Here is a 22,148-nt window from a genome sequence, read left to right on the forward strand (position 1 = left end):
GGGGGCGGCGAGCCGACGTTTTCTGATCAAACCAGCAGGTTGAACTGATTGATCAGCGGCAGGCTGCGGGCGCGTTCTCCGGTCAGATCAAACAGGGCATTTCCGAGCGCGGGCATCGAGGGGGGCGTGCCGGGCTCTCCTGCGCCACCCATGTGGCGGTTGGTTTCGAGAACGCGCACCTCGACCTGCGGGGCCGTGTGCATGCGAATGGCGTCATAGTCAGGGAAATTGAACTGTTCCGCTTCGCCATCTGCAAAGGTGATTTCGCCATAGCACGCGGCGGACAGGCCATAGATCATGCCGCCGAACATCTGCGCCTTGACGTTGTCAGGATCCAGCGCAAGCCCCATGTCGCAGGCGATCCACGCCTTGTTGATGCGGATGGTGCCGTCTTCGTCGACGACCTCGATCACTTGTGCCACGGGTGTGCCAAAGCTGTAGGCAAAGGCGACACCCCGGCCTACGCCATCAGGCGTTTTGCCGGTCCAGCCCGACATCTCTTTCACGGCTTCAAGACACCCGGCAGAGGGGGCGTGTTCGGACTTCATCAACTCAAGTCGAAACTCCAGCGGGTCGCGCCCTGCGGCATGGGCCATTTCATCCATGAATGTCTCATGGAAAAAGCCATTGTGGCTGTTACCGACCGAGCGCCAGAAGCCCACCGGGACGGCCAGATCCGCGATATGACCACTCATGCGATAGTTTGGCACTGCGTAGGGTTGGTTAAAGAATCCTTCGACCAGCACCTTGTCGGGGCCGCCACCGGGGAAGCCGGTGTAGCGTTCAACCGCCTGCTGGGTTGGGGATTGCGAAGCAACCTTGCCGTCGATTATAACGGCTTTGCCGTCGTGCACTGCACCACGCATCCGAGCGATTGCGCCGGGGCGGTAATAATCATGGCGCATGTCTTCTTCGCGGCTCCAGGTCGTCTGAACCGGCGTGCCGGGCATGGCCATGGCAACCTTGGTGGCGATCTCGCCAAAATCCAACTCGCCCCGGCGGCCAAATCCGCCCCCCAGATAGGTGGTGTGAATCTGCACCGCGTCCGTGTCCAAATTGGCGGTGTTCGCGACACGGAACTGAATCAGGGTCGGGGCCTGATTGCCGCACCACAGCTCCACTGCATTTCCGGTATACAGTGCGGTGGCATTCATCGGCTCCATCGTGGCGTGGGCCAGATAGGGCACTTGGTATTCGGCGGTGATTTCCGTCGCGCCCTCGGGCGTCACGCTGACATCGCCGTCGTCGCGCATGGTCGAATTCGGCGCGTCGTCAAACGCCTCGGCTATCTTGGCAAAGATACCGTCGGTTTCCGGTGGATAGGGCGCGTCGCCCCAGTCAACGTCGATGGCCTCAACCGCTTGGTTTGCCAACCAGGTGTTGTTGGCGATCACGGCCACACCTGTACCCAGATCGACAATCTTCTCGACCCCTGGCATGGATTGGGCGGCACCGTCATCAAAGCCATTCATCGCGCCGCCCAATTTGGGGTTCATGCGTACGGCCGCGAATTTCATGCCCGGCAGGCGGACATCAACGCCGAACTCGGCCGTGCCGGTCACCTTGCCAACCATGTCCAGACGCGGTTGGGTCCGGCCCAGATAGCGCCACTCGGACGGATCGCGCAAAGGCACTTCGACCGGTTCCAATCCAGCTGCATCCTCGGCAAGCTCGGAATAGGCAATCTTGTCGCCGTTGGGCGCAATAACGTGGCCCGAGGCTGTTTGCAGCTCTAAAGGATCAACGCCTAACCGATCTGCGGCTGCGCGTTTCAGCGTTTCGCGCGCCGAAGCACCAGCTTGCCGCATCCGCTCGAACCCGTCTTTCATCGAGGTCGAACCACCAGTGACCTGCAGGCTCAGCGTCTTGCCCAAAACGCCCAGTGCTTCACCCAAATTGTGCTGGAAATTCGAGATGTCATAACCCTTGTTGGGCAGTCCTTCGCCCACCAGGGCGGAGTTGTAATAGGCCGCTGCCGCCGGGCCATGCAGAACGGTGATCTGATCCAGGTCGACGTCCAGTTCCTCGGCAATCAGCGCGGCCCAAGTGGTTTTCACGCCCTGACCCATTTCAGCGCGGGGGGCGAACAGGGTGACGCCATTTTGATCGATCAATACGAACGGGTTCAGCGCGGCCTGACCTTCACCGGGTTTTAGCGGATTGGCGGCTGGGCGGGTGACGTAATATGCGCCAAAGGCCACACCGCCAACAATTGCAGCAGAGCCGATCAGGAACGTGCGACGGAGGATTTTGCCAACTTTACCCATAGCTTATGCCTCCTTCAGCTTGGACGCTGCGTCGTGGATTGCGGCCCGGATGCGGGGGTAAGTGCCACAGCGGCAAAGGTTGCCCTGCATTGCTTCATCGATGTCTGCATCGGTAGGTGCCGGGTTTTCTGCCAGCAAGGCAGTGGCCTGCATGATCTGTCCAGACTGGCAATATCCGCATTGCGCAACCTGATGATCGACCCAAGCTTGCTGGATGGCGGCTAGGGTGTCTGGTGCTCCGATGCCTTCAATTGTGGTCACGTCACCCCAAACATCCGACAACGCGACCTGACAGGACCGCACGGCCTCGCCGTCGATATGAACGGTGCATGCTCCGCAGGCGGCAACGCCGCAGCCGAATTTAGTGCCGGTCAATCCGACCTCATCCCGCAGAACCCAGAGCAGGGGGACGTCATCAGGCAGGTCTACCTGATGTTGCTTTCCATTGATCTTAAGGGCCGTCGCCATGGCGCACCTCTTCTTGCTGTGGCTGGTTTCTGACATATTTAGCGAAAAGTGTCATGCTGTCAATTGACAATTTCAACAAAAAATGTCAGTGCTTCGGTTATGAAAGACACGAATGACGATTCACGGCAAAAGGCGATCCTGAACTCGGCGTTTCAAGCCTTTTCCACCTACGGGTATCGTAAGACTTCGATGGACGATATTGCGCGTGGGGCGGGGATGTCGCGGCCAGCGGTCTATCTGCACTACAAGAACAAAGAGGCGATCGTCAGCAAGCTGACCGAATTGTACTACGCCGAAAAAAGCGTTGCGGTCGCCGAAGCACTGGCGACGCAAGGGTCGGTGCCCGAGGTTTTGACGCGTGCGGTGCAGGCGCAGACGGACGGGATGGCTGAAATCCTGGCCTCTCCACACGGGCTCGAGATGCTGGACAACACCAAATCCCTGTCTTCTGAAATCATCGCTGCGGGTGAGGCTAAACTGGCAGGGCTTTATGCGGATTGGCTGACGCAACAGGAACAGGCGGGACGGGTTCGCCTTCAGACGGACGCGGCAGAGACCGGTCGGACGATCACCGCCACGCTCAAGGGGCTAAAGCTGATCGGCGCCGGGGCCGAAGTCTATGAACAGCAGGTGGCGCAGGTTGCCGCCCTTTTCGGTGCTGGGCTTGAGGTCAGGTAACGCGCTGGCGGATCTTATATTCCGGCGCGTCCCACAACTTGTTCTGCATCACATCGGCCATAATCTCGGTTGCTCGGATTACGTCGGCCTCGTCGATGTAAAGCGGCGTAAAACCAAAGCGCATGATATCTGGCGCACGGAAATCGCCAATTACACCCCGTGCGATCAGGGCCTGCATCGCAGCGTAGCCTTCTGTGAAGCGGAATGAGACCTGGCTGCCACGCACCTCTGGCGTTCTTGGGCTGGCCAGTTGCAGTTCGGGGCAGGCGGCTTCGACGCGGGTTATGAAGAGCTCAGTCAATTCAATGGACTTTGCTCGGACATCTGCCATTTCGGCCATGTCCCAGATGTCCATGGCCGCGGCTAAAGCCGTCATTTGGATCACGGGTGGCGTGCCCACGCGCATCCGTTCGATCCCGCTGCCGGGGCGATAATCCAGATCAAACGCAAAGGGGGCTTCGTGCCCCAGCCAACCAGACAGGGCCGGACGCACCGTTTCAGCCAGTCGAGGTGCGACATAGATAAAGGCCGGTGCGCCAGGGCCGCCGTTGAGGTATTTATATGTGCAGCCTACAGCAAAGTCGGCATTGCAACCTTCCAGATCAACGGGAATTGCACCGGCGGAATGCGCAAGATCCCAGACCGTTATCACGCCGTTTGCATGTGCAAGTTCGGTCAGCGCTTTCATGTCATGCATCCGGCCCGAGCGGTAATCGACTTCGGTCAGCATCAAAACCGCAACCTCTTCTGTGATTGCTTCTGCCACATCCTCTGGGTCTACAATGCGCAGCTCATAGTCTTCGCCCAGCGAGCGTAGCAGGCCATCCGCCATGTACAGGTCTGACGGGAAGTTGCCGTTATCTGACAGCACAACCTTTCGGGACGGGTTGAGCTCAAGCGCGGAGGCCACTGCCTGATACACCTTGATTGACAGGGTGTCGCCGGTGACGACGCTGCCTTGTTCGGCACCGATCAAGCGGCCGATGCGATCGCCCAGCCCAGTGGGTAGCCCCATCCAGCCCGCCTTGTTCCACCCGGTGATCAACATCTGACCCCATTCATCTGTCAGCATATCCTGCACGCGCGAGGTCGCTGATTTAGGCAGGGGGCCCAGAGAGTTGCCATCCAGATAGATCACACCCTCGGGCAGGTCGAACATGGCTTTGGTTGCTGCGAAATCGGTCATGAAAGCTCGTTTTTTGTGTTTATCTGTCGCTGTTTACCCACCGGCGTATCTGATCCGCAGCAGCCTGTCCACTGATGCGACATCGTGGGTTTTGCTATTCTGACCTGAAAACGGTAGGACAGCGCCCAGAAACGACACGTATCCTTACGTGGCGTCACCCGCGAAGGACAGACTATGCGCTGGATCGATGTTCCCCCTGTGTGGCTTGCGGGCTTTGTCCTGCTGGCTTGGCTACAGGGCCGATACATGGGGCTTGGCCTGTCGTTGGACGGTGGGCTGACCGACCTAATCAGCGGTGTCTTGATCGGCGGCGGCGTTCTTCTTGCGGTTCTTGCGGTTTTTGAGTTTCGCCGGCATCAGACCACTGTGATTCCACATGAAACGCCCAGTGCCATGGTACAGTCGGGCATTTACAGGCGCAGCCGCAATCCGATCTATCTGGGTGACGTTCTGATCCTAACCGGTCTGATCCTTCGGTTTGATGCAATCTTCTCGCTGGTGCTGGTGCCCATCTTTGTCTGGGTACTGGAGCGTCGGTTCATTGTGCCAGAAGAGGACCGGTTGCGCCGCACCTTCCGCGCGGATTTCGCCCGATATGAACGCAAAACGCGTCGCTGGGTTTAGGAGTGGGCACCTCCATGACACTACGTAACGGATGCTGCGCTTGCGAAATAAAGTTGCGCAAGATACATCTTTTCTTAACGAATCATACCCGAGGACCTGCTCGGCCTTAGAAATAGGGGGATTGCCAGTGAAAATAGGCACACCGAAGGAAATATTGGATGGCGAGAACCGGGTCGCGATGACGCCGGACTCCGCTGTGCAGTTGCAGAAACTGGGCTATGACTGCGCCATCGAGAAAGGCGCGGGTGCCGCTGCCGGGTTCTCGGATGCGGCTTATGAGGCGGTCGGTGTCGAGGTCGTCAAAACCGCCGCGTCTTTGTGGAAGAACTCGGACATCGTCGCAAAGGTTCGCATCCCAACCGAGACCGAGATGAAGCGTCTGACCAAAGGCAAGACGCTGATTTCATTCTTCAACCCAGCCGGGAACGAAGAGGGGATGGAGCTGGCCAAATCCAAAGGTGCCAACGTCATCGCGATGGAGATGGTTCCGCGTATCTCGCGCGCGCAGAAGATGGATGCGCTGTCTTCGATGGCCAATATCGCGGGCTACCGCGCGGTGATCGAGGCAGGCAACAACTTTGGACGTTTCTTCACCGGTCAGGTAACGGCTGCCGGTAAAGTGCCGCCTGCCAAGGTTTTGATCGTGGGCGCGGGCGTGGCGGGTCTGGCGGCCATCGGGACCTCGACCTCACTTGGCGCGATCACCTATGCGTTCGACGTGCGCCCCGAAGTGGCCGAACAGGTCGAATCCATGGGGGCTGAATTCGTCTATCTGGACTTCGAGGAAGAACAGCAGGACGGTGCGGCGACCGGTGGTTATGCCTCAGTTCAATCAGAGGAATTCCGCAACGCGCAGCTTGCCAAGTTCCGTGAGCTTGCGCCGGAAATGGACATCGTCATCACCACCGCCTTGATCCCGAACCGCCCGGCGCCGAAGCTGTGGCTGGAGGATATGGTTAAGGCGATGAAGCCGGGTTCGGTCATCGTTGACCTAGCAGCCGAGCGTGGCGGCAACGTCGAAGGCACCGTGCCGGACGAGAAGGTCGTGACCGACAATGGCGTGACCATCATCGGTTATACCGACTTCCCCAGCCGGATGGCAGCGCAGTCTTCGTCTCTGTACGCCACCAACATCCGCCACATGATGACCGACCTGACGCCAGAGAAGGACGGTCAGATCAATCACGACATGGAAGATGACGTGATCCGCGGCGCGACCGTGACCCATGAGGGTGAGATCACCTTCCCGCCGCCACCGCCCAAGGTACAGGCGATTGCGGCGCAGAAGAAACCGGAAGTCAAAGAACTGACCCCGGAAGAGAAAAAAGCGCAAGAGATCGCGGCCTTCAAGGCGCAGACCAAACAGCAGTTCACCCTGCTGGGTGTTGGCGGCGCACTGATGCTGCTGGTGGGGCTGGTGGCCCCGGCCAGCTTCATGCAGCACTTTATCGTGTTTGTGTTGGCCGTATTTGTAGGTTTCCAGGTGATCTGGGGCGTAGCACACAGCTTGCACACTCCGCTGATGGCGATCACAAACGCAATCTCGTCGATTATCATCGTCGGAGCCTTGATGCAGATCGGGTCGGGGTCGTTCCTGGTCATCCTGCTGGCGGCGCTGTCTGTCTTCATGGCCGGGATCAACATCTTCGGCGGCTTCCTCGTAACCCGGCGCATGCTCGCCATGTTCCAGAAATCTTAAGGAGGCCGGGTAGATGATTGGCTTCACTACTGCCGCTTACGTTGTTGCGGCTGTTCTGTTCATCCTGTCGCTGGGTGGTCTGTCGAACCAAGAAAGCGCTAAGCGCGCGGTCTGGTACGGCATCGTCGGTATGGCGCTGGCGGTCTTTGCCACTCTGGTTGGCCCTGGTTCTGGCCTGTGGCTGCTGTCGATCCTGCTGATCATTGGCGGCGGTCTGATCGGTCAATACGTAGCGCAGCGCGTCCAGATGACCGAAATGCCCCAACTGGTGGCAGCAATGCACTCGCTGGTTGGTCTGGCAGCGGTCTTTGTGGGCTTCAATGCGCATTTTGAAATCGGCAACGTGGCGCAGGTAATGGCCATCGTTGACAGCGCCAAAGATGCGGACCTGTCCGATCTGGGGGCATTCGCAAAGCTGATTGCCAAGAAAACCCCGGCGGAACTTGCAATCCTGCACGTGGAACTGTTCCTGGGTATCTTCATCGGTGCGATCACCTTTACCGGCTCGGTTGTAGCCTATGGCAAACTGGCGGGTAAGGTAACGTCGGCGGCGACCAAACTGCCCGGCGGTCATGCATTGAACGCGGCGGCTGCGGGTCTCTCGCTGATCTGCCTGTTCTGGTATACCAGCACCGGTGGCTTCCTCCCGCTGTTTTTGATGACCCTGGCGGCGCTGTTCATCGGCTATCACCTGATCATGGGCATCGGCGGGGCCGACATGCCGGTGGTTGTTTCAATGCTGAACAGCTATTCGGGCTGGGCGGCTGCCGCGATCGGCTTCAGCCTGGGCAACGACCTTCTGATCGTCGTCGGTGCGCTGGTGGGCTCGTCCGGTGCGATCCTGTCTTACATCATGTGTAAGGCGATGAACCGGCATTTCGTCAGCGTGATCTTGGGCGGCTTTGGCGGCAGCTCGGGCCCGCAGATGGAGGTCGAAGGCGAGCAGGTGGCTATCGAGGCTGATGGTGTGGCTGCGGCTTTGAACGATGCGGACAGCGTTATCATCATCCCGGGTTACGGTATGGCCGTGGCGCAGGCGCAGCAGTCAGTCAGCGAGTTGGTCCGTAAGCTGCGTGCCAAGGGCAAGAATGTGCGCTTTGCAATCCACCCTGTTGCGGGTCGTCTGCCGGGCCATATGAACGTGCTGTTGGCTGAGGCGAAGGTGCCGTATGACATCGTTCTGGAAATGGACGAGATCAACGAGGACTTCCCTGAAACGGATGTGGCCATCGTCATCGGTTCGAACGACATCGTGAACCCGGCCGCACAAGAAGATCCAAACAGCCCCATTGCTGGCATGCCGGTTCTGGAATGCTGGAAGGCCAAGCAGGTGTTTGTGTCGAAACGTGGTCAGGGCACCGGGTATTCGGGCATCGAAAACCCGCTGTTCTTCAAAGAGAACACCCGCATGTTCTACGGTGACGCAAAACAGTCGCTCGACAAGCTGCTGCCCATGATCGACTGATCAAAAGGCTTAATCCAATTGCAAAGGGCGCCTTTGGGCGCCCTTTTCTTTTTTGTATTGCAGGAGGCTTTGCCTCCTGACCTCCAAGGTATTTTTAGCCAGATGAAGCAGCGGATTGTGATAAAATGGCTTGGTCAGGAGGTTTGTGATGCAGAAGGTGAATGGCATAGGGGGCGTGTTCTTTCGGGCACGCGATCCAGAAGCTTTGAGTGCGTGGTACGCGGAACACCTGGGCGTCGATCATTACAATCCCGTGCCTTGGAAACAACGCGAAGGCTATACTGTCTTTGCTCCGTTTGCGCAGGACACCGAGTATTTCGGGCGGGAAGATCAGCAATGGATGATCAACTTCCGTGTCGATGATCTGGCGGCCATGACTCGGCAACTGGAGGCGGCTGGAATCGCCGTTGAAACGCATCCGGATTGGGACAGCAAGGTTGGGAAATTCGCACGCATCCACGATCCCGAGGGCAACCCGATCGAGCTGTGGCAACCAAATCAATGAGATAGCCGGCTTGTATACCTTTGTATCCCTGTAAGTATATGAAACAAAAAGAGAATTGAAGAAAGTCATATGTATCGTATAGTGCGCGTGACGAGGCGGAGCCCTGAATGACACCGATAGACGACCATCCCCTTCGATATGCGTTGGCCAATGAATTGCATGCGCGACCGTTTCCTGTCGCTTCGATGCCGTGTACGGTGGCCTTTCTGGCGATCAAAAAACCGGAGGCTGCCGTCGCCCGTGATCGGCGCGAGGATTTGGCCCATTTGATCAATCTTCTGGATCGCCATGGCGCGCAGCACCCTCAGCCTGATGCCACGCATTACGCCGGACAGATCGGTCGACATTGGCTGAAATGGGAGCAACACACAGAGTTTGTCACCTACACGGCAATCGCTCAGAACGTGAGCGACCGTGCGTTCAATCCGGCCGATTTCGAAGTCTTTCCACCCGATTGGCTGATGGCCAGTCCGGGCCAAAGGGTCACATCTGCGATGGTTCGTGTCGTAGAGCGCGAAAGTGACGATGTGATTAAGTCCAAATTGCTGGATTGGTTCGAGCCTGAAAGCCTGGCCGTGGCCAGGGTGTTGGACGATGCCGCTGTTTGCGCCAGCGATTTTCGCATCGATCCGGCAGGTCACATGCGTTTTGCTTTGTTTGTGGCTGAAGGTACCGGTCGGCGCCGTACGGGACGAATTGTCCAACGCCTCTGCGAAATTGAGACCTACAAGGCGATGTCCATGTTGGGCTTCGCGCGTGTCAAGCAGTTGATGCCGCGTATCGGAGAGTTGGATGGACAGTTGACACAATTGCTGGGACAGATGACCGATAACTCGGCTCAGCCTGACGCGCTGCTGCAGGATCTTTTGTCGACGTCGATTGAACTCGAAACACTGTCCGCCCGGTGTTCGTTCAGGTTCGGAGCCACGGGTGCTTACGAAGCTATTGTCAATCAGCGGATCGAAGTGTTGCGAGAAGAGCGGTTCCAGGGCGGTCAGAACTTTGCCGATTTTATGATGCGGCGCTATGATCCTGCGATCCGGACAGTTAAGTCCACCGAACGCCGCCTTCAGGCATTGTCCGACAGGGCCATCCGAGCTGGCGAGTTGTTGCGGACCAGGGTGGATGTGGAACGCAGTGCGCAGAACCAAGCGTTGTTGGAAAGCATGGACCGTCGGGCGGATCTGGCGTTACGGCTGCAACACACTGTCGAAGGCCTGTCCGTTGTTGCAATCAGCTACTACGCGGTTTCTTTGGTAAGCTATCTTTTGTATCCGCTAACGGCGTCGGGGATCAGCAAGGGTATGCTGACGGCGGCGGTAACGGTCCCGGTGGTGGCCGGAGTCTGGTTCGCAATTCGACGGATCCGCAAGCGGCTTGGTTGAGCGTCAATTGCCAAATTCGGCCGGACCTGTAGAACAGGGGACGTTTGGCGAGCGACGCGAGGGTTTTTGGTGATTACCATAATTGCAGCATGGCGAGCGGTTGCCGCCATGTTTATCCTGAATGGGGCACTGTTCGGAATATGGGCCTCACGCATCCCTGCTGTGCGCGACAGGTTGGGTCTGTCGCATGAGGAACTGGGTTATGGGCTGCTGTTCATGGCGGCTGGTGCTGTTTGTTCTTTCCCCATCACCGGGCGGCTCACGGATCGGTTCGGGGCTGTTGCCATTACCCGTGTCATTGCGGTGCTTTATACTCTGTCGCTAATCCTGCTAGCCATGGCCGGTGGATTTTGGGGGTTGGCGGTCTTCCTGTTCATCTTTGGTGCCTTCCACGGCTCTATGGACGTGGCAATGAACGCTTGGGCGGCTGAGGTTGAACAGACCTTTGACAAACCTGTAATGTCCTCTTTCCATGCGATGTGGAGTCTGGGCGCGGGCCTTGGCGCGCTGAGCGGATATGTTGCTGTTCAGATGGGGCTGAGTGTTCTTGCGCACTTCCTGCTGGCGGGAGGACTCGTCGTGGCCTTTGCGCTCGCCTCTTCCTGGGTGCGTTGGACTTCAAAACGTTCAGAGCGCGGGCAGGGATCCGTGTTTGCTCTGCCGTCCGGTATATTGGTTTTGGTTGGGTTTACCGCATTGTGCGGGGCCCTGGGGGAAGGCGCTGTCGCGGATTGGAGCGCGATCTATTTGCGCGACATCACAGATGCGACCGAAAGCGTTGCGGCCTTGGGTTACGCCGTTTTCTCAGTGACAATGGTGGCCTTTCGCCTGGCGGGCGCAGTTGTCATTACTCGCTTCGGCCCGGTTGCCACGGCGCGATTTGGCGGGTTGTGCGCTGCAGTTGGCGTGTTTGCCGTGGTATCAGCAGTGACACCTCTGCCCGCATTGGCCGGTTTTGCACTGATGGGTGTAGGCTATGCCGTGATTATGCCGCTGGCGTTCAGCCGGGCTGCAAGTGACCCGGAAGTGCCGCCGGGGCAGGCCATCGCCAGTGTTGCCACTTTGGGATATGGGGGGCTGTTGATCGGACCGCCATTGATCGGGTTTTTGGCCGAACTGTTTGGCTTGCGTTTGGCGTTTTCAGTGTTGCTGCCGCTGGCGGCCCTGATCATAGTTTTGGCCGGCGCGCTCAGGCGCGCCGACTGAGTTTGCTTAACGTCCGCGAATTCGCGGATCCAGCGCGTCGCGTAGGCCATCGCCCAGGTAATTCACGCTGAGCACGGTCAACGAGATTGCCAGTCCGGGCCAGAACACACGCTCAGGGTACTGCTGCAGATAGTCTACCCCGTCGAACAGTAGGCGGCCCCAGGTTGGAAAGTCGGGCGGGAAGCCCAATCCAAGGAAGGACAGCGCGCTTTCGGTAATGATCGCCGTGGCAATCCCAAGCGTCGCAGACACCATGATCGGTGACAGCACGTTCGGCAGGATATGCCGCGTGATGATTTGGCTGTTGCTGGTGCCGATAGAGCGCGCCGCCAGAACGAATTCTCGTTCCTTGATGGCCAGTACATCCCCCCGCACGATCCGGGCGGTCGGCATCCACGAGGTGATGCCGATGGCGCAGACGATCAGGATGAAGATGCCGCGCTCCAGTCCGAAGGCAGCCGATAAAGGCTCCCGGAACAGCAGCATCATGACCAGCAGCAAGGGCAGCAGGGGCAGGGCCAGAAACAGATCGGTCAGGCGCATCAGCGGGCCGTCGAGCCGCCTGAAGAACCCTGCGAGAACCCCAATGAAGGAGCCTAGGAAAAGGGCCAGCAACATCGCGGTGATGCCCACCGAGACCGAGGTCTGCCCGCCTGACATCATGCGCGCCAGAATATCCCGGCCCAACTGGTCGGTTCCAAACGGATGTGCCCAGCTTGGTCCCTGATTGCGCGAACGGATGTCTATCTGCGTTGGATCAATGCTCCACAGGTACGGTCCCAGATAGACGCCTGCAACGATGAAGAGGAACAGGATCGCACCAACCATCGCGCCCTTGTGGGTCTTGAACTGATCCCACACATCGCGCCATTGGCTGCGCGGAGGGGTTGCCAGTTCCTCCATAGCGCCTGCGCCCGGCACGGCGGTCGAGGCGGCTGCCAGTCCTTCATCCGGGATCAGCGTGTCTGATTTGTCGGTATCAGTCATAGCGAATCCTCGGGTCCAGAATGCCGTAAAGAACATCGGCGATCAGGTTGAACAGCACGATCAGCACGGCGAAGATGAAGGTCAGGGTTTGCACCATCGGCAGGTCGTTGGCCTGAATTGCGCCGATCAGCAATTGGCCGATGCCGTTCACTTTGAACACCTGCTCGGTGATGATGGCGCCGCCGAATATGGCCGGAATACCCAGCGCAATCACGGTAACCACGGGGATCATCGAGTTGCGCAGGACGTGGACCATAACCACGGTGTATTCGCTAAGCCCCTTGGCGCGGGCGGTGCGGACGTAATCCTGATTGAGGTTGTCCAGCATCGAGGCGCGCATGAACCGGCTGAGCTGTGCGGTAATCTGCAAGGCCAGAACCATGACCGGCATGATCATCTGCTTCAGCTGTACGACAAAGCTGTCCCAGCTGTTGACCACATGAGTTGTGTCATAGATCGACGGGAACCAACCCAGCTGGACCGAGAAGATCACGATCACCAGAACGCCCGAGAAGAAGGGCGGGACCGAGAAACCAACCATCGACACGAATGTGCCCATCTGATCGAACCACGAATACTGGCGGTAGGCCGAATAGATGCCGATGGGCAGAGCGATCAGGATGGCGACCACATAGGCGGTGCCGACAACCCACAGGGTCTGGGGGATACGCTGAACGACGATGTCCATGACCGGCGAGCGGGTCTGCCACGAAATCACACGCAGGTCACCTTCGGAAAAGGTGGTGCCAAACATGTGGTCGATCAGAACCTGCGGTTCGATCCAGAAGAATTGCACGATCCATTTCCAGAACCGGATATGCATCGGCTGGCCAAGGCCAAGCGCCTCGCGCATCTTCTCTTTGACTTCAGGCGGAACGGTGAGCGGGACCTGCGCCATCGGATCGCCAGGGGCAAGCTCGAGCAGCAGGAAAATGACGAGGCTGATGAACAGCAGCGTGGGTACGGCCAGCACCAGTCGTCTGATTGTGAAATTGAGCATTAAGAGGCGCCTTTATATGCGTCTTCTTGTTGGGGTGGTGTGCAAATGACCGCGCCCAGATAACGACCGGGGCGCGGCTTTGCAAGATCAGTGCTTAGGAGCCGGTTTTGCGGTACCAGTCCGCAATGTTCCACAGCTCGCTGTCCCAAACGTTCAGGACAACGCCACCCAAGGTGTTCGCGTGCGCCGACAGACGACCACGGTGAACCAGCGGGATCATACCGCCATTCTGAACCATGATGTCATTCAGCTGTTTCGCGATCTCGGCGCGAGCTTCCAGACCAGCGGTCTCGGCCAGTTTGGCGTGCAACGCGTCAAACTCTTCGTTGCAGAAGCGGGAGATGTTTTCACCCTGCCACTGGCTTTCCGGCTTCGGTGCTTTGTCGCACAGGCCGTTGCCAAGATAGGACTGCGGGTCGGTGCCGTTGAAGGTGTTGGCGTACATCTCAACGTCAGCATAGAACTTCTGGAAGGTGTCAGGCGAACCCGGGTCACCACCAAAGAAGACCGACGCGTTGATGTTGCGCAGCTCGGTTTCGATGCCGATTTGGCTCCACCATTCTTTAATCAGCGCCTGGAAGTCCTGACGGACAGCGTTGGTCGAGGTTTGGTAAACCACTTTCAGCGGAACGCCGTCTTTCTCGCGAATGCCGTCGCCGTTGGTGTCAACGATTCCGGCCTCGTCCAGCAGCGCATTTGCACCTGCGATGTCCTGCGTGTCACAGGTCATCGAAGTCGAGTTGAAGGCCGCAGGGGCGGGAACCCAGTTACAGGTCACCTTACCGGCCTGACCATATCCGATCTCAACCAGCAGCGGACGGTCGATGGCCATGGACATGGCTTTGTAGACCGCCGGATCTTGCAGGAACGGGTGCGGATGAGCAGCCGTTGAACGCTCGCCTTCCGGCAGGTCGGGCGATGGGTTGGTCTGGTTCAGCATGATACGCTCGACCAGCGGGCCAAAGCCTGCAACCGGGGTACCTTTGCCGCCTTCCTGCATCTGCGCGATCACTTCGGGCGCCAGCTGAAGGTTCCAAGCATAGTCGAATTCACCCGTTTCCATGACAGCACGACCCGCGGCCGTTGCATCGCCACCGCCCTTGAAGGTCACGCTCGCAAAGGCAGGTTTTGCCGGGTCACGATAATTGTCGTTGGCTGCGAAAGTGATGACGTCGTTCGGTTTGAACTCGGTTACAACAAACGGGCCGGTTCCGATCGGGTTAAAGTTCTGGTCGGTGCATTCGGGGGCTTTCGCGCCAAGGCAGTCCGCGAACTGAGCGGCCTGAATGATCGGGCTTTCACCACCCACGAACGGGCCATAGGGGAAGGGGGTCGGCTTGTCGAATGTGACTTTGACGGTCAGGTCATCCACCGCCTCGACCGAGGTGACGCCCTCGAACTTGGTGACCTGCGCGCAGCCGCCTTCGGGATGCATGCAGTAGTCAGCAGTGAATTTCACGTCAGCCGAGGTGAATGGAGAACCGTCCGACCAAGTGATTCCGGGCGCGATCTTCCATGTGATCGATGTCAGGTCTTCGCTGACGCCACCATTTTCCACGGTCGGGATTTCCGATGCCAGATAAGGCACCATGTTGCCGTCTTGGTCGTAACGCGCGAGCGGCTCAATCACCAATGAGGCTGATTCCACATCTTTCGTACCACCGGATAGAAACGGGTTCAGGATCGACGGCGCTTGCCAATAAATGATGCTGACATTGCCGTCCGATCCGCGCTCGGCAAAGGCCATCGGAGCCATTGCCGTGCTCGCAATCGCACCAAGCAAAAGGGTTTTGATTTTCATAATTTACTCCCGAATTGGACACGTTTGTGTCTCGATTTTTTCCGCAATGCCTGCGGACTTGGCGTTGCTGCCTTGGGACAAGGTTTTGATCGGTAACGATAATAGCGCTAACGTTTTGCAGCGCGCGCTCTCCCCAAAGCAGTTACGTGGGGTATCGAAACAGAACTTAAGAAAAATGCAAGTGGTGCCGTCGCGAAAATGTGTATTGCGTTTGACTTTTCCCGGTAGCCCGCCGTAGCGTTCGGCACTCAGAACAAAAATGACAACGTCAGGGGAGCGTGCGCGTGCTGGATCAGCCTATTGCACAGATCAAAAAACTGCGGGTGGAATTTCAGACCAAGGATGGCCCTGTCGTCGGCGTCGAGGACGTCTCGTTCGAGGTCAATCCGGGCGAAACCGTTTGTATCGTTGGCGAATCGGGCTCTGGAAAGTCGGTATCATCGCTGTCTCTGATGCGGTTGGTTGAATTCGGCGGGGGCGAGATTGCAGGCGGCCAGCTGCTGTTTGATCGGCGTGATGGCGAAGAGATGGACCTGTCCAAAGCCGACCAGGATCTGATGAAACAGATTCGCGGAAACGAGATCGGGATGATCTTTCAGGAGCCGATGACCGCCCTGAACCCCGTTTTCACTGTCGGTCGCCAGTTGACTGAAGGGTTGCGAATCCACAAGGACATGTCGAAATCCCAGGCCGAAGAACGGGCCTTGGAACTGTTGCGCCAGGTACGGATCCCTGAACCCGAGCGCCGTTTGCAGCAGTATCCGCACGAGCTGTCGGGAGGTATGCGTCAGCGTGTTGTCATTGCGATGGCCATGGCGTGCGAACCGCGTCTGTTGATCGCGGATGAACCAACGACGGCCTTGGACGTGACCATTCAGGCCGAGATTTTGGCTTTGATGGACCGTCTCAAGCGGGAAACCGGCACAGCAGTGATGTTCATCACCCATGACATGGCAGTCGTTGCCCAGATGGCCGACCGAGTGGTGGTCATGTTCCGCGGCAACAAGGTCGAAGAGGGCACTGTTAAAGAGATTTTCGAAAACCCGCAGCATGACTATACCAAGGCCCTTCTGGCCGCGGTCCCAAAGCTGGGTGAGATGCGCGGGAAATCCGCGCCTGAACCTATGAAACTGTTGGGTGTGGAAGGACAAAACATTGCCCCCATCCCCGGCACGGAAGATGTACTGCTGACCGTCAAGAACCTGACAACGCGTTTTCCGGTCAAGGGTGGGTTGTTGCGGCGCACGATTTCGAACGTCCATGCAGTTGAGGACGTCTCATTCACGCTGAACAAAGGTCAGACACTCAGCCTTGTGGGCGAATCCGGTTGTGGCAAGTCCTCGGCTGGGCGCTCGATCCTACGGCTGGTTGAGCCGATGGCGGGCGAGGTCAATCTGGATGGTGTCGATATCATGAAGCTTGACCCTGCCGGTCTGCGCAAGGCGCGGTTGGACATGCAGATGATCTTTCAGGATCCCTTCGCGTCGCTGAACCCGCAAATGCAGTTGGTGGATCAGGTGGCTGAACCAATGCGCAACTATGGGGTTGCATCTGGATCAGAACTGCAAGACCGCGTCGCACAGCTGTTCGACAAGGTGCAGCTGCCCCGCAGTTTCATGCGTCGTTTCCCGCATGAAATGTCAGGCGGTCAGCGTCAGCGGATCGCCATTGCACGGGCTCTTGCCCTGAACCCAAAGCTGATTATTGCGGATGAAGCCGTTTCGGCCCTCGACGTGTCGGTGCAGGCACAGGTACTGAACCTAATGATGGAACTGCAATCCGAGCTGGGCCTGTCCTATTTGTTCATCAGTCACGATATGGCTGTGGTTGAACGGGTCAGCCACTATGTTGGGGTCATGTATCTGGGCCGCATTGTCGAGCTTGGCCCGCGCGCTCGGGTCTTCGAGAACCCGCAACACGCCTATACGCAGGCGCTGATGAAGGCGGTTCCAATTGCGGATCCGAACAAGCGGAAGTCCGAAAAAGATCTGAACTTCAAACCGATTCCGTCTCCTATTCATCCGGTTGGCCACAAGCCTGAACCTTCGCATTATCAAGAGGTTGAGCCGGGTCACTTCATCCTAACGACGGATAGCGGATATTAATACCAATGGCAAAACGCCTGACGCCGCTTGAGATCATGACCAAGCTGATCTCTTTCCCGACCGTAAGCCGTGAAACCAATCTGCCGCTGGTGGATTGGGTTGAGGAATATCTTCAAAGCCACGGAATCGAACCGCATCGTTGGCCCGACCCGGATCAACCGCACAAGGCCGCGATCTTCGCGCATGTTGGTCCATTCGAAGAAGACGCGGTGGTTTTATCTGGTCACACCGATGTTGTGCCAGTGGATGGGCAACCGTGGGATACGGACCCTTTCACCGTGATCGAGAAAGACGGTAAGTATTTCGGCCGGGGCACCTGCGACATGAAGGGCTTCGATGCGCTAGCCATTTGGGTCCTTGTCGAGGCACATCACGCTGGGGTCAAGCGGCCATTGCAGCTTGCGCTCAGCTTTGATGAAGAGGTCGGCTGCACTGGTGCGCCGCCCATGATCGAAGCGATGCAGGAAGTTCTGCCCAAAGGATCCGCCGTGATCGTGGGTGAACCATCCATGATGCAGGCCGTGACGGGGCACAAAGGTGGTTTCGGCTTTGACACCCACATCACGGGATTCGAAGTTCATAGCTCGATCATGCACACAGGCGTCAACGCGATCATGGAGGCCGCGCCTCTGATCGATTGGGCGAACCAACAGAATGCTAAGAACATGGCTGCAGAACCCACCCCGGTTGCCGCGGTGTTTGATCCGCCGTGGACAACATGTCATGTCGGGATGATCGAAGGTGGCACAGCCCACAACATTACGGCCAAGGATTGCCGGTTTATGATGGATTTCCGAACCGTGCCGGATGAATCCAAGGCGCAATGGCAGGATGCGTATTTTCAACAGGTCCGCGCGATTGAGGCCAGGATGCAAGCAGTGCACCCGGACGCCCGTATTGAGCTGTCTGAAAACTTCTCGATTCCAGGGCTTGTGCCTGAACAGGACGGTGAGGCAGAAACTCTGGTGCGTGCCTTGACCGGCGACAATGCCAGCCATGTTGTCAGCTACGGAACCGAGGCGGGCCAGTTTCAGGAAGCTGGTTATTCGGCAGTTATTTGTGGCCCCGGCGATATTGCGCAGGCGCATCAGCCGAACGAGTTCATCTCGGTTGCGCAGTTCGAAGCCGGTCACAAATTCATGCAGCGCTTGGTTGAAAAGCTGAGCACTTGATCAGACGTAAAGCGGCGACGGCAGCCGAGAGGGAGATCTTAAGATGCCCGTTAAAAACAGACTTGCGGAAATGCATGGCGAGATTACCAAGTGGCGCCGACACCTGCACGCCCATCCCGAGCTGATGTATGACGTCCACGAAACTGCAGCATTTGTTGCGGACCGCCTGAAAGAGTTTGGCGTTGACGAAATTACACCCGGCATCGGCAAAACCGGTGTTGTAGGGGTGATCAAGGGGCGTTCGGACACACATGGGCGCGTCATCGGATTGCGGGCTGACATGGATGCGCTCCCGATTGAAGAGGCAACGGGGCTGGAGTATGCCTCAACTGTTTCGGGCAAGATGCATGCTTGCGGGCACGACGGGCATACGTCAATGCTGCTGGGGGCGGCGCAATATCTGGCCGAGACGCGCAATTTCGACGGCACCGTGGTTCTGATCTTTCAGCCAGCCGAAGAAGGCGGTGCAGGTGGATTGGCCATGTGTCAGGACGGGCTGATGGACCGCTGGGGTATTCAGGAAGTTTACGGAATGCACAACATGCCCGGTCTTCCTGTGGGTGAGTTTGCCATTCGGCCCGGTGCGCTGCTGGCCTCATCCGATGAGTTCAAAATTACCGTAACTGGCAAAGGCGGGCACGCTGCCGCACCTCATGACGCTGTGGATACGACGCTTGTGGCTTCACATATCGTTGTTGCCTTGCAATCCGTGGTCTCGCGCACGGTTGACCCGATCAAACGCGTTGTGTTGACAGTTGGAACCTTTGAAACGGACAGTGTAGCGTCAAACGTGATTGCGCATACCGTGCGTCTACAGGGAACCGTCCGGACGCTGGATCCTGAATACCGCGCAATCGCGGAAGAGCGGGTGCGCCGGATTGCCGTGGATACGGCGTCGGCCTTTGGAGCCAAGGCCGAGGTCGATTGGAAGCCGGGATACCCTGTGACAGTGAACTCTGAGGCCGAAACAACATACGCGGCCGAAGCGGCGGCGGCTGTCGCGGGCAAAATCAATGACGGAACGGACCCGATCATGCCGTCCGAAGATTTCGCCTATATGCTTGAAGAACGGCCAGGAGCCTACATCTTTATCGGGAACGGGGACACGGCCATGTGCCATCACCCCGAGTATAATTTTGATGACGACGCAATTCCCGCCGGCTGCAGTTGGTTTGCCGAGCTTGTGGAACGACGATTGCCCGTCGCTTAAATCTGGGAGAATGACATGCCGATCAAAAACCGCCTTGCAGAGATGCACGATGAAATCACAGGTTGGCGGCGTGACATTCACCAACATCCGGAAATTCTGTATGACACCCACCGCACCAGCGCGTTGGTCGCCGAAAAGCTGAAGGAATTCGGCTGCGACGAGGTTGTAACCGGCATCGGCCGTACCGGAGTGGTCGGCGTTATTCGCGGCAAAAGCGACACGCAGGGCCGCGTGATCGGGCTGCGCGCGGACATGGATGCCCTGCCGATGCAAGAACAAACCGGGCTGGAATATGCCTCGAATACCCCGGGCGCGATGCATGCCTGCGGCCACGATGGGCATACTGCTATGGTCTTGGGGGCAGCGAAATACCTGTCTGAGACGCGCAATTTTGATGGAACGGCGGTCGTAATCTTCCAGCCTGCCGAGGAAGGCGGTAATGGGGCTGAAGCCATGTGTAAGGACGGTCTGATGGACCGGTTCGGCATTCAAGAAGTCTATGCGATGCACAACGTGCCTGGTGTTCCAACCGGGCAGTTTGCCATTCGTTCTGGCCCGTTGCTGGCTGCGGCGGACGAGTTTGACATCCACCTCGAGGGGCGCGGTGGTCACGCGGCAAAACCGCATGAGACAGTTGATACCACTGTGATGTTGTCGCAATTGATCGTGGCGTTGCAAACGATTGTGTCGCGCAACGCGGACCCGATCCTGCAAGCCGTGCTGTCTGTTACTTCGGTCGAGACGTCGTCAAAAGCGTTCAACGTGATTCCGCAATCGGCACAGATACGCGGCACGGTCCGGACACATTCCAATGAGATGCGGGACCTGATCGAACAGCGCCTGAAAGAGGTCGCGAAGGGGATCGCCGCGACATTCGGCGGATCTGTGAATGTCGAGTATACGCGCGGTGTACCCGTGACGATCAATGCTGAAACACAGACCGGATATGCCGAGGAAGCCGCCGTTTCGGTGGGAGGCAGCTGTATCGAAGCGCCGATGGTGATGGGCGGTGAGGATTTCTCGTTCATGCTTGAAGAACGACCCGGAGCCTTCATTGTGCTGGGCAACGGTGACAGCGCCGGGTTGCACCACCCCGAATACAACTTCAACGACGAGATTATCCCAATCGGATGCTCGTGGTTTGCAGAAATGGTCGAGCGCCGGATGCCGGCTGCTTGAATTAGGAGAGAGAAGATATGCCAGTTAAAAACCGCTTTGCCGAATTGCAGGATGAGATCACAGCATGGCGACGGGATCTACACGAGAATCCGGAAATCCTGTTTGAAACCCACCGCACCAGCGCAGTTGTGGCCGAAAAGTTGAAAGAGTTCGGTTGTGATGACGTCGTCACAGGAATTGGACGCACAGGTGTTGTGGGCGTAATCAAGGGGAAGTCGGACAGCAAAGGCAAAGTGATTGGCTTGCGCGCGGATATGGATGCGCTGCCGATCCACGAGGCGACCGGGCTGGATTATGCCTCAAAGACGCCGGGGGCCATGCATGCCTGTGGCCACGATGGACATACAGCGATGTTGCTGGGCGCGGCGAAATACCTGTCTGAAACCCGTAATTTCGATGGCACTGTTGTTGTGATTTTCCAGCCTGCCGAAGAAGGCGGCGGCGGCGGTCGTGAGATGTGCGAAGACGGCATGATGGATCGCTGGAACATTCAGGAAGTCTATGGAATGCATAACTGGCCGGGGCAGCCTGTCGGCAAGTTTGCGATCCGTCCGGGCTCGTTCTTTGCTGCGACCGACCAGTTCGACATCACCTTTGAAGGACGTGGTGGTCACGCGGCCAAGCCACATGAGACGGTCGATACGACCGTCCTGGCCGCGCAGGCGGTTTTGGCGCTGCAAACTATTTCCTCGCGCAATGCGGACCCGATTGATCAGGTGGTTGTGTCTGTGACGTCGTTTGAAACCTCGTCAAAAGCCTTCAACGTGATTCCGCAGACGGTGCAGATCAAAGGAACCGTGCGGACGATGAGCAAGGATATGCGCGATCTGGCAGAAAAGCGGATCAACGAGATTTGCAGCGGAGTTGCGGCGACCTTCGGAGGCACCGCAGACGTGACCTATATCCGTGGTTATCCGGTAATGGTGAACAGCGACGAACAGACGGAGTTTGCCGCAGATGTCGCCCGTTCGGTTTCCGGGGATTGCGACGATGCGCCTTTGGTCATGGGGGGCGAGGATTTTGCGTTCATGCTGGAAGAACGTCCTGGCGCATATATCCTGGTGGGTAATGGCGACACGGCCATGGTTCATCACCCGGAATACAATTTCAACGACGAAGCCATTCCGGCTGGATGCAGCTGGTGGGCTGAGATTGTTGAACAAAGAATGCCGGCGGCTTGATGGAGGCGGTGGGGGCTCTGCCCCCACCCC

18 protein-coding genes are annotated in these 22,148 nt (G+C 57.8%); 12 read left to right on the plus strand and 6 right to left on the minus strand.

All coding sequences use genetic code 11. The annotated features are described in order from the left end of the window. Nucleotides 1–26: 26 nt before the first annotated feature. Nucleotides 27–2,267, minus strand: a complete 2,241-nt coding sequence (locus tag GOV89_RS01425) for a xanthine dehydrogenase family protein molybdopterin-binding subunit (protein ID WP_171237264.1) — start codon at nucleotides 2,265–2,267, stop codon at nucleotides 27–29. Nucleotides 2,268–2,270: 3 nt separating this feature from the next. Then, a complete protein-coding gene (locus GOV89_RS01430) occupies nucleotides 2,271–2,735 on the minus strand; it encodes a (2Fe-2S)-binding protein (protein WP_171175239.1) in 465 nt (154 codons plus the stop codon). A gap of 99 nt (nucleotides 2,736–2,834) precedes the next feature. On the opposite strand from GOV89_RS01430, the gene GOV89_RS01435 reads away from it, so the two are divergent. Then, nucleotides 2,835–3,413, plus strand: coding sequence for a TetR/AcrR family transcriptional regulator (locus tag GOV89_RS01435; protein ID WP_171237265.1), 579 nt, complete (start codon nucleotides 2,835–2,837; stop codon nucleotides 3,411–3,413). On the opposite strand, the gene kynU is transcribed toward GOV89_RS01435, so the two are convergent. Continuing rightward, nucleotides 3,406–4,599 (minus strand): kynureninase, encoded by a 1,194-nt coding sequence (kynU, locus tag GOV89_RS01440; RefSeq protein WP_171237266.1) that lies wholly within the window; start codon nucleotides 4,597–4,599, stop codon nucleotides 3,406–3,408. The genes GOV89_RS01435 and kynU overlap by 8 nt on opposite strands. 174 nt (nucleotides 4,600–4,773) lie before the next feature. Here kynU and GOV89_RS01445 point away from each other — a divergent pair, with 174 nt between their 5' ends. From GOV89_RS01445 to GOV89_RS01470, 6 genes are all read left to right on the plus strand, one after another. Beyond that, nucleotides 4,774–5,223 carry an isoprenylcysteine carboxylmethyltransferase family protein gene (locus GOV89_RS01445; RefSeq protein ID WP_171175233.1) on the plus strand — a complete coding sequence of 150 codons (450 nt, stop codon included), beginning with the start codon at nucleotides 4,774–4,776 and terminating at the stop codon, nucleotides 5,221–5,223. 127 nt (nucleotides 5,224–5,350) lie between these two features. Continuing rightward, complete coding sequence (locus GOV89_RS01450) at nucleotides 5,351–6,922, plus strand: Re/Si-specific NAD(P)(+) transhydrogenase subunit alpha (protein ID WP_171175231.1); 1,572 nt, start codon at nucleotides 5,351–5,353, stop codon at nucleotides 6,920–6,922. Nucleotides 6,923–6,935: 13 nt separating this feature from the next. Then, nucleotides 6,936–8,387 carry an NAD(P)(+) transhydrogenase (Re/Si-specific) subunit beta gene (locus tag GOV89_RS01455; protein ID WP_171237267.1) on the plus strand — a complete coding sequence of 484 codons (1,452 nt, stop codon included), beginning with the start codon at nucleotides 6,936–6,938 and terminating at the stop codon, nucleotides 8,385–8,387. A 148-nt stretch (nucleotides 8,388–8,535) separates the two neighbouring features. Then, entirely contained in the window at nucleotides 8,536–8,892 is a 357-nt protein-coding gene (locus GOV89_RS01460) for a VOC family protein (protein ID WP_171237268.1), read from the plus strand. Between the two features lie 107 nt (nucleotides 8,893–8,999). Then, nucleotides 9,000–10,277 (plus strand): DUF3422 family protein, encoded by a 1,278-nt coding sequence (locus GOV89_RS01465; protein ID WP_171175225.1) that lies wholly within the window; start codon nucleotides 9,000–9,002, stop codon nucleotides 10,275–10,277. A 108-nt stretch (nucleotides 10,278–10,385) separates the two neighbouring features. Beyond that, nucleotides 10,386–11,483, plus strand: a complete 1,098-nt coding sequence (locus tag GOV89_RS01470; protein ID WP_171237269.1) for an MFS transporter — start codon at nucleotides 10,386–10,388, stop codon at nucleotides 11,481–11,483. A 6-nt stretch (nucleotides 11,484–11,489) separates the two neighbouring features. Here GOV89_RS01470 and GOV89_RS01475 read toward each other — a convergent pair whose 3' ends face one another. From GOV89_RS01475 to GOV89_RS01485, 3 genes are all read right to left on the minus strand, one after another. Continuing rightward, on the minus strand, nucleotides 11,490–12,470 hold the full coding sequence (locus GOV89_RS01475) for an ABC transporter permease (protein WP_171175221.1): 981 nt from the start codon (nucleotides 12,468–12,470) through the stop codon (nucleotides 11,490–11,492). Then, nucleotides 12,463–13,470, minus strand: a complete 1,008-nt coding sequence (locus GOV89_RS01480) for an ABC transporter permease (protein WP_170375080.1) — start codon at nucleotides 13,468–13,470, stop codon at nucleotides 12,463–12,465. The genes GOV89_RS01475 and GOV89_RS01480 overlap by 8 nt, the downstream gene beginning before the upstream one ends. A gap of 94 nt (nucleotides 13,471–13,564) precedes the next feature. Continuing rightward, entirely contained in the window at nucleotides 13,565–15,271 is a 1,707-nt protein-coding gene (locus GOV89_RS01485) for a peptide ABC transporter substrate-binding protein (RefSeq protein ID WP_171235555.1), read from the minus strand. A 284-nt stretch (nucleotides 15,272–15,555) separates the two neighbouring features. On the opposite strand from GOV89_RS01485, the gene GOV89_RS01490 reads away from it, so the two are divergent. The 5 genes from GOV89_RS01490 to GOV89_RS01510 are packed head-to-tail and all read left to right on the plus strand — an operon-like array spanning nucleotide 15,556 to nucleotide 22,118. After that, entirely contained in the window at nucleotides 15,556–17,376 is a 1,821-nt protein-coding gene (locus GOV89_RS01490) for an ABC transporter ATP-binding protein (protein ID WP_171237270.1), read from the plus strand. A gap of 5 nt (nucleotides 17,377–17,381) precedes the next feature. After that, nucleotides 17,382–18,548, plus strand: a complete 1,167-nt coding sequence (argE, locus tag GOV89_RS01495; protein WP_171237271.1) for an acetylornithine deacetylase — start codon at nucleotides 17,382–17,384, stop codon at nucleotides 18,546–18,548. Nucleotides 18,549–18,591: 43 nt separating this feature from the next. Then, a complete protein-coding gene (locus GOV89_RS01500; protein WP_171175213.1) occupies nucleotides 18,592–19,758 on the plus strand; it encodes a M20 aminoacylase family protein in 1,167 nt (388 codons plus the stop codon). Nucleotides 19,759–19,773: 15 nt separating this feature from the next. Further along, on the plus strand, nucleotides 19,774–20,937 hold the full coding sequence (locus tag GOV89_RS01505) for a M20 aminoacylase family protein (RefSeq protein ID WP_171175211.1): 1,164 nt from the start codon (nucleotides 19,774–19,776) through the stop codon (nucleotides 20,935–20,937). Between the two features lie 17 nt (nucleotides 20,938–20,954). Continuing rightward, nucleotides 20,955–22,118 (plus strand): M20 aminoacylase family protein, encoded by a 1,164-nt coding sequence (locus GOV89_RS01510; RefSeq protein ID WP_171237272.1) that lies wholly within the window; start codon nucleotides 20,955–20,957, stop codon nucleotides 22,116–22,118. The last annotated feature ends 30 nt before the right edge of the window (nucleotides 22,119–22,148 follow it).

This window comes from Ruegeria sp. HKCCA5763, from assembly GCF_013034545.1.
In the GTDB taxonomy this organism is placed as follows: Bacteria; Pseudomonadota; Alphaproteobacteria; order Rhodobacterales; family Rhodobacteraceae; genus Ruegeria.

Excerpts from the sequence above, each read along its gene's own strand:
- GOV89_RS01425 (WP_171237264.1), bottom strand. The coding sequence starts at position 2,267 with ATGGGTAAAGTTGGCAAAATCCTCCGTCGCACGTTCCTGATCGGCTCT.
- GOV89_RS01430 (WP_171175239.1), bottom strand. The coding sequence starts at position 2,735 with ATGGCGACGGCCCTTAAGATCAATGGAAAGCAACATCAGGTAGACCTG.
- GOV89_RS01435 (WP_171237265.1), top strand. The coding sequence starts at position 2,835 with ATGAAAGACACGAATGACGATTCACGGCAAAAGGCGATCCTGAACTCG.
- kynU (WP_171237266.1), bottom strand. The coding sequence starts at position 4,599 with ATGACCGATTTCGCAGCAACCAAAGCCATGTTCGACCTGCCCGAGGGT.
- GOV89_RS01445 (WP_171175233.1), top strand. The coding sequence starts at position 4,774 with ATGCGCTGGATCGATGTTCCCCCTGTGTGGCTTGCGGGCTTTGTCCTG.
- GOV89_RS01455 (WP_171237267.1), top strand. The coding sequence starts at position 6,936 with ATGATTGGCTTCACTACTGCCGCTTACGTTGTTGCGGCTGTTCTGTTC.
- GOV89_RS01460 (WP_171237268.1), top strand. The coding sequence starts at position 8,536 with ATGCAGAAGGTGAATGGCATAGGGGGCGTGTTCTTTCGGGCACGCGAT.
- GOV89_RS01465 (WP_171175225.1), top strand. The coding sequence starts at position 9,000 with ATGACACCGATAGACGACCATCCCCTTCGATATGCGTTGGCCAATGAA.
- GOV89_RS01470 (WP_171237269.1), top strand. The coding sequence starts at position 10,386 with ATGTTTATCCTGAATGGGGCACTGTTCGGAATATGGGCCTCACGCATC.
- GOV89_RS01475 (WP_171175221.1), bottom strand. The coding sequence starts at position 12,470 with ATGACTGATACCGACAAATCAGACACGCTGATCCCGGATGAAGGACTG.
- GOV89_RS01480 (WP_170375080.1), bottom strand. The coding sequence starts at position 13,470 with ATGCTCAATTTCACAATCAGACGACTGGTGCTGGCCGTACCCACGCTG.
- GOV89_RS01485 (WP_171235555.1), bottom strand. The coding sequence starts at position 15,271 with ATGAAAATCAAAACCCTTTTGCTTGGTGCGATTGCGAGCACGGCAATG.
- argE (WP_171237271.1), top strand. The coding sequence starts at position 17,382 with ATGGCAAAACGCCTGACGCCGCTTGAGATCATGACCAAGCTGATCTCT.
- GOV89_RS01500 (WP_171175213.1), top strand. The coding sequence starts at position 18,592 with ATGCCCGTTAAAAACAGACTTGCGGAAATGCATGGCGAGATTACCAAG.
- GOV89_RS01505 (WP_171175211.1), top strand. The coding sequence starts at position 19,774 with ATGCCGATCAAAAACCGCCTTGCAGAGATGCACGATGAAATCACAGGT.
- GOV89_RS01510 (WP_171237272.1), top strand. The coding sequence starts at position 20,955 with ATGCCAGTTAAAAACCGCTTTGCCGAATTGCAGGATGAGATCACAGCA.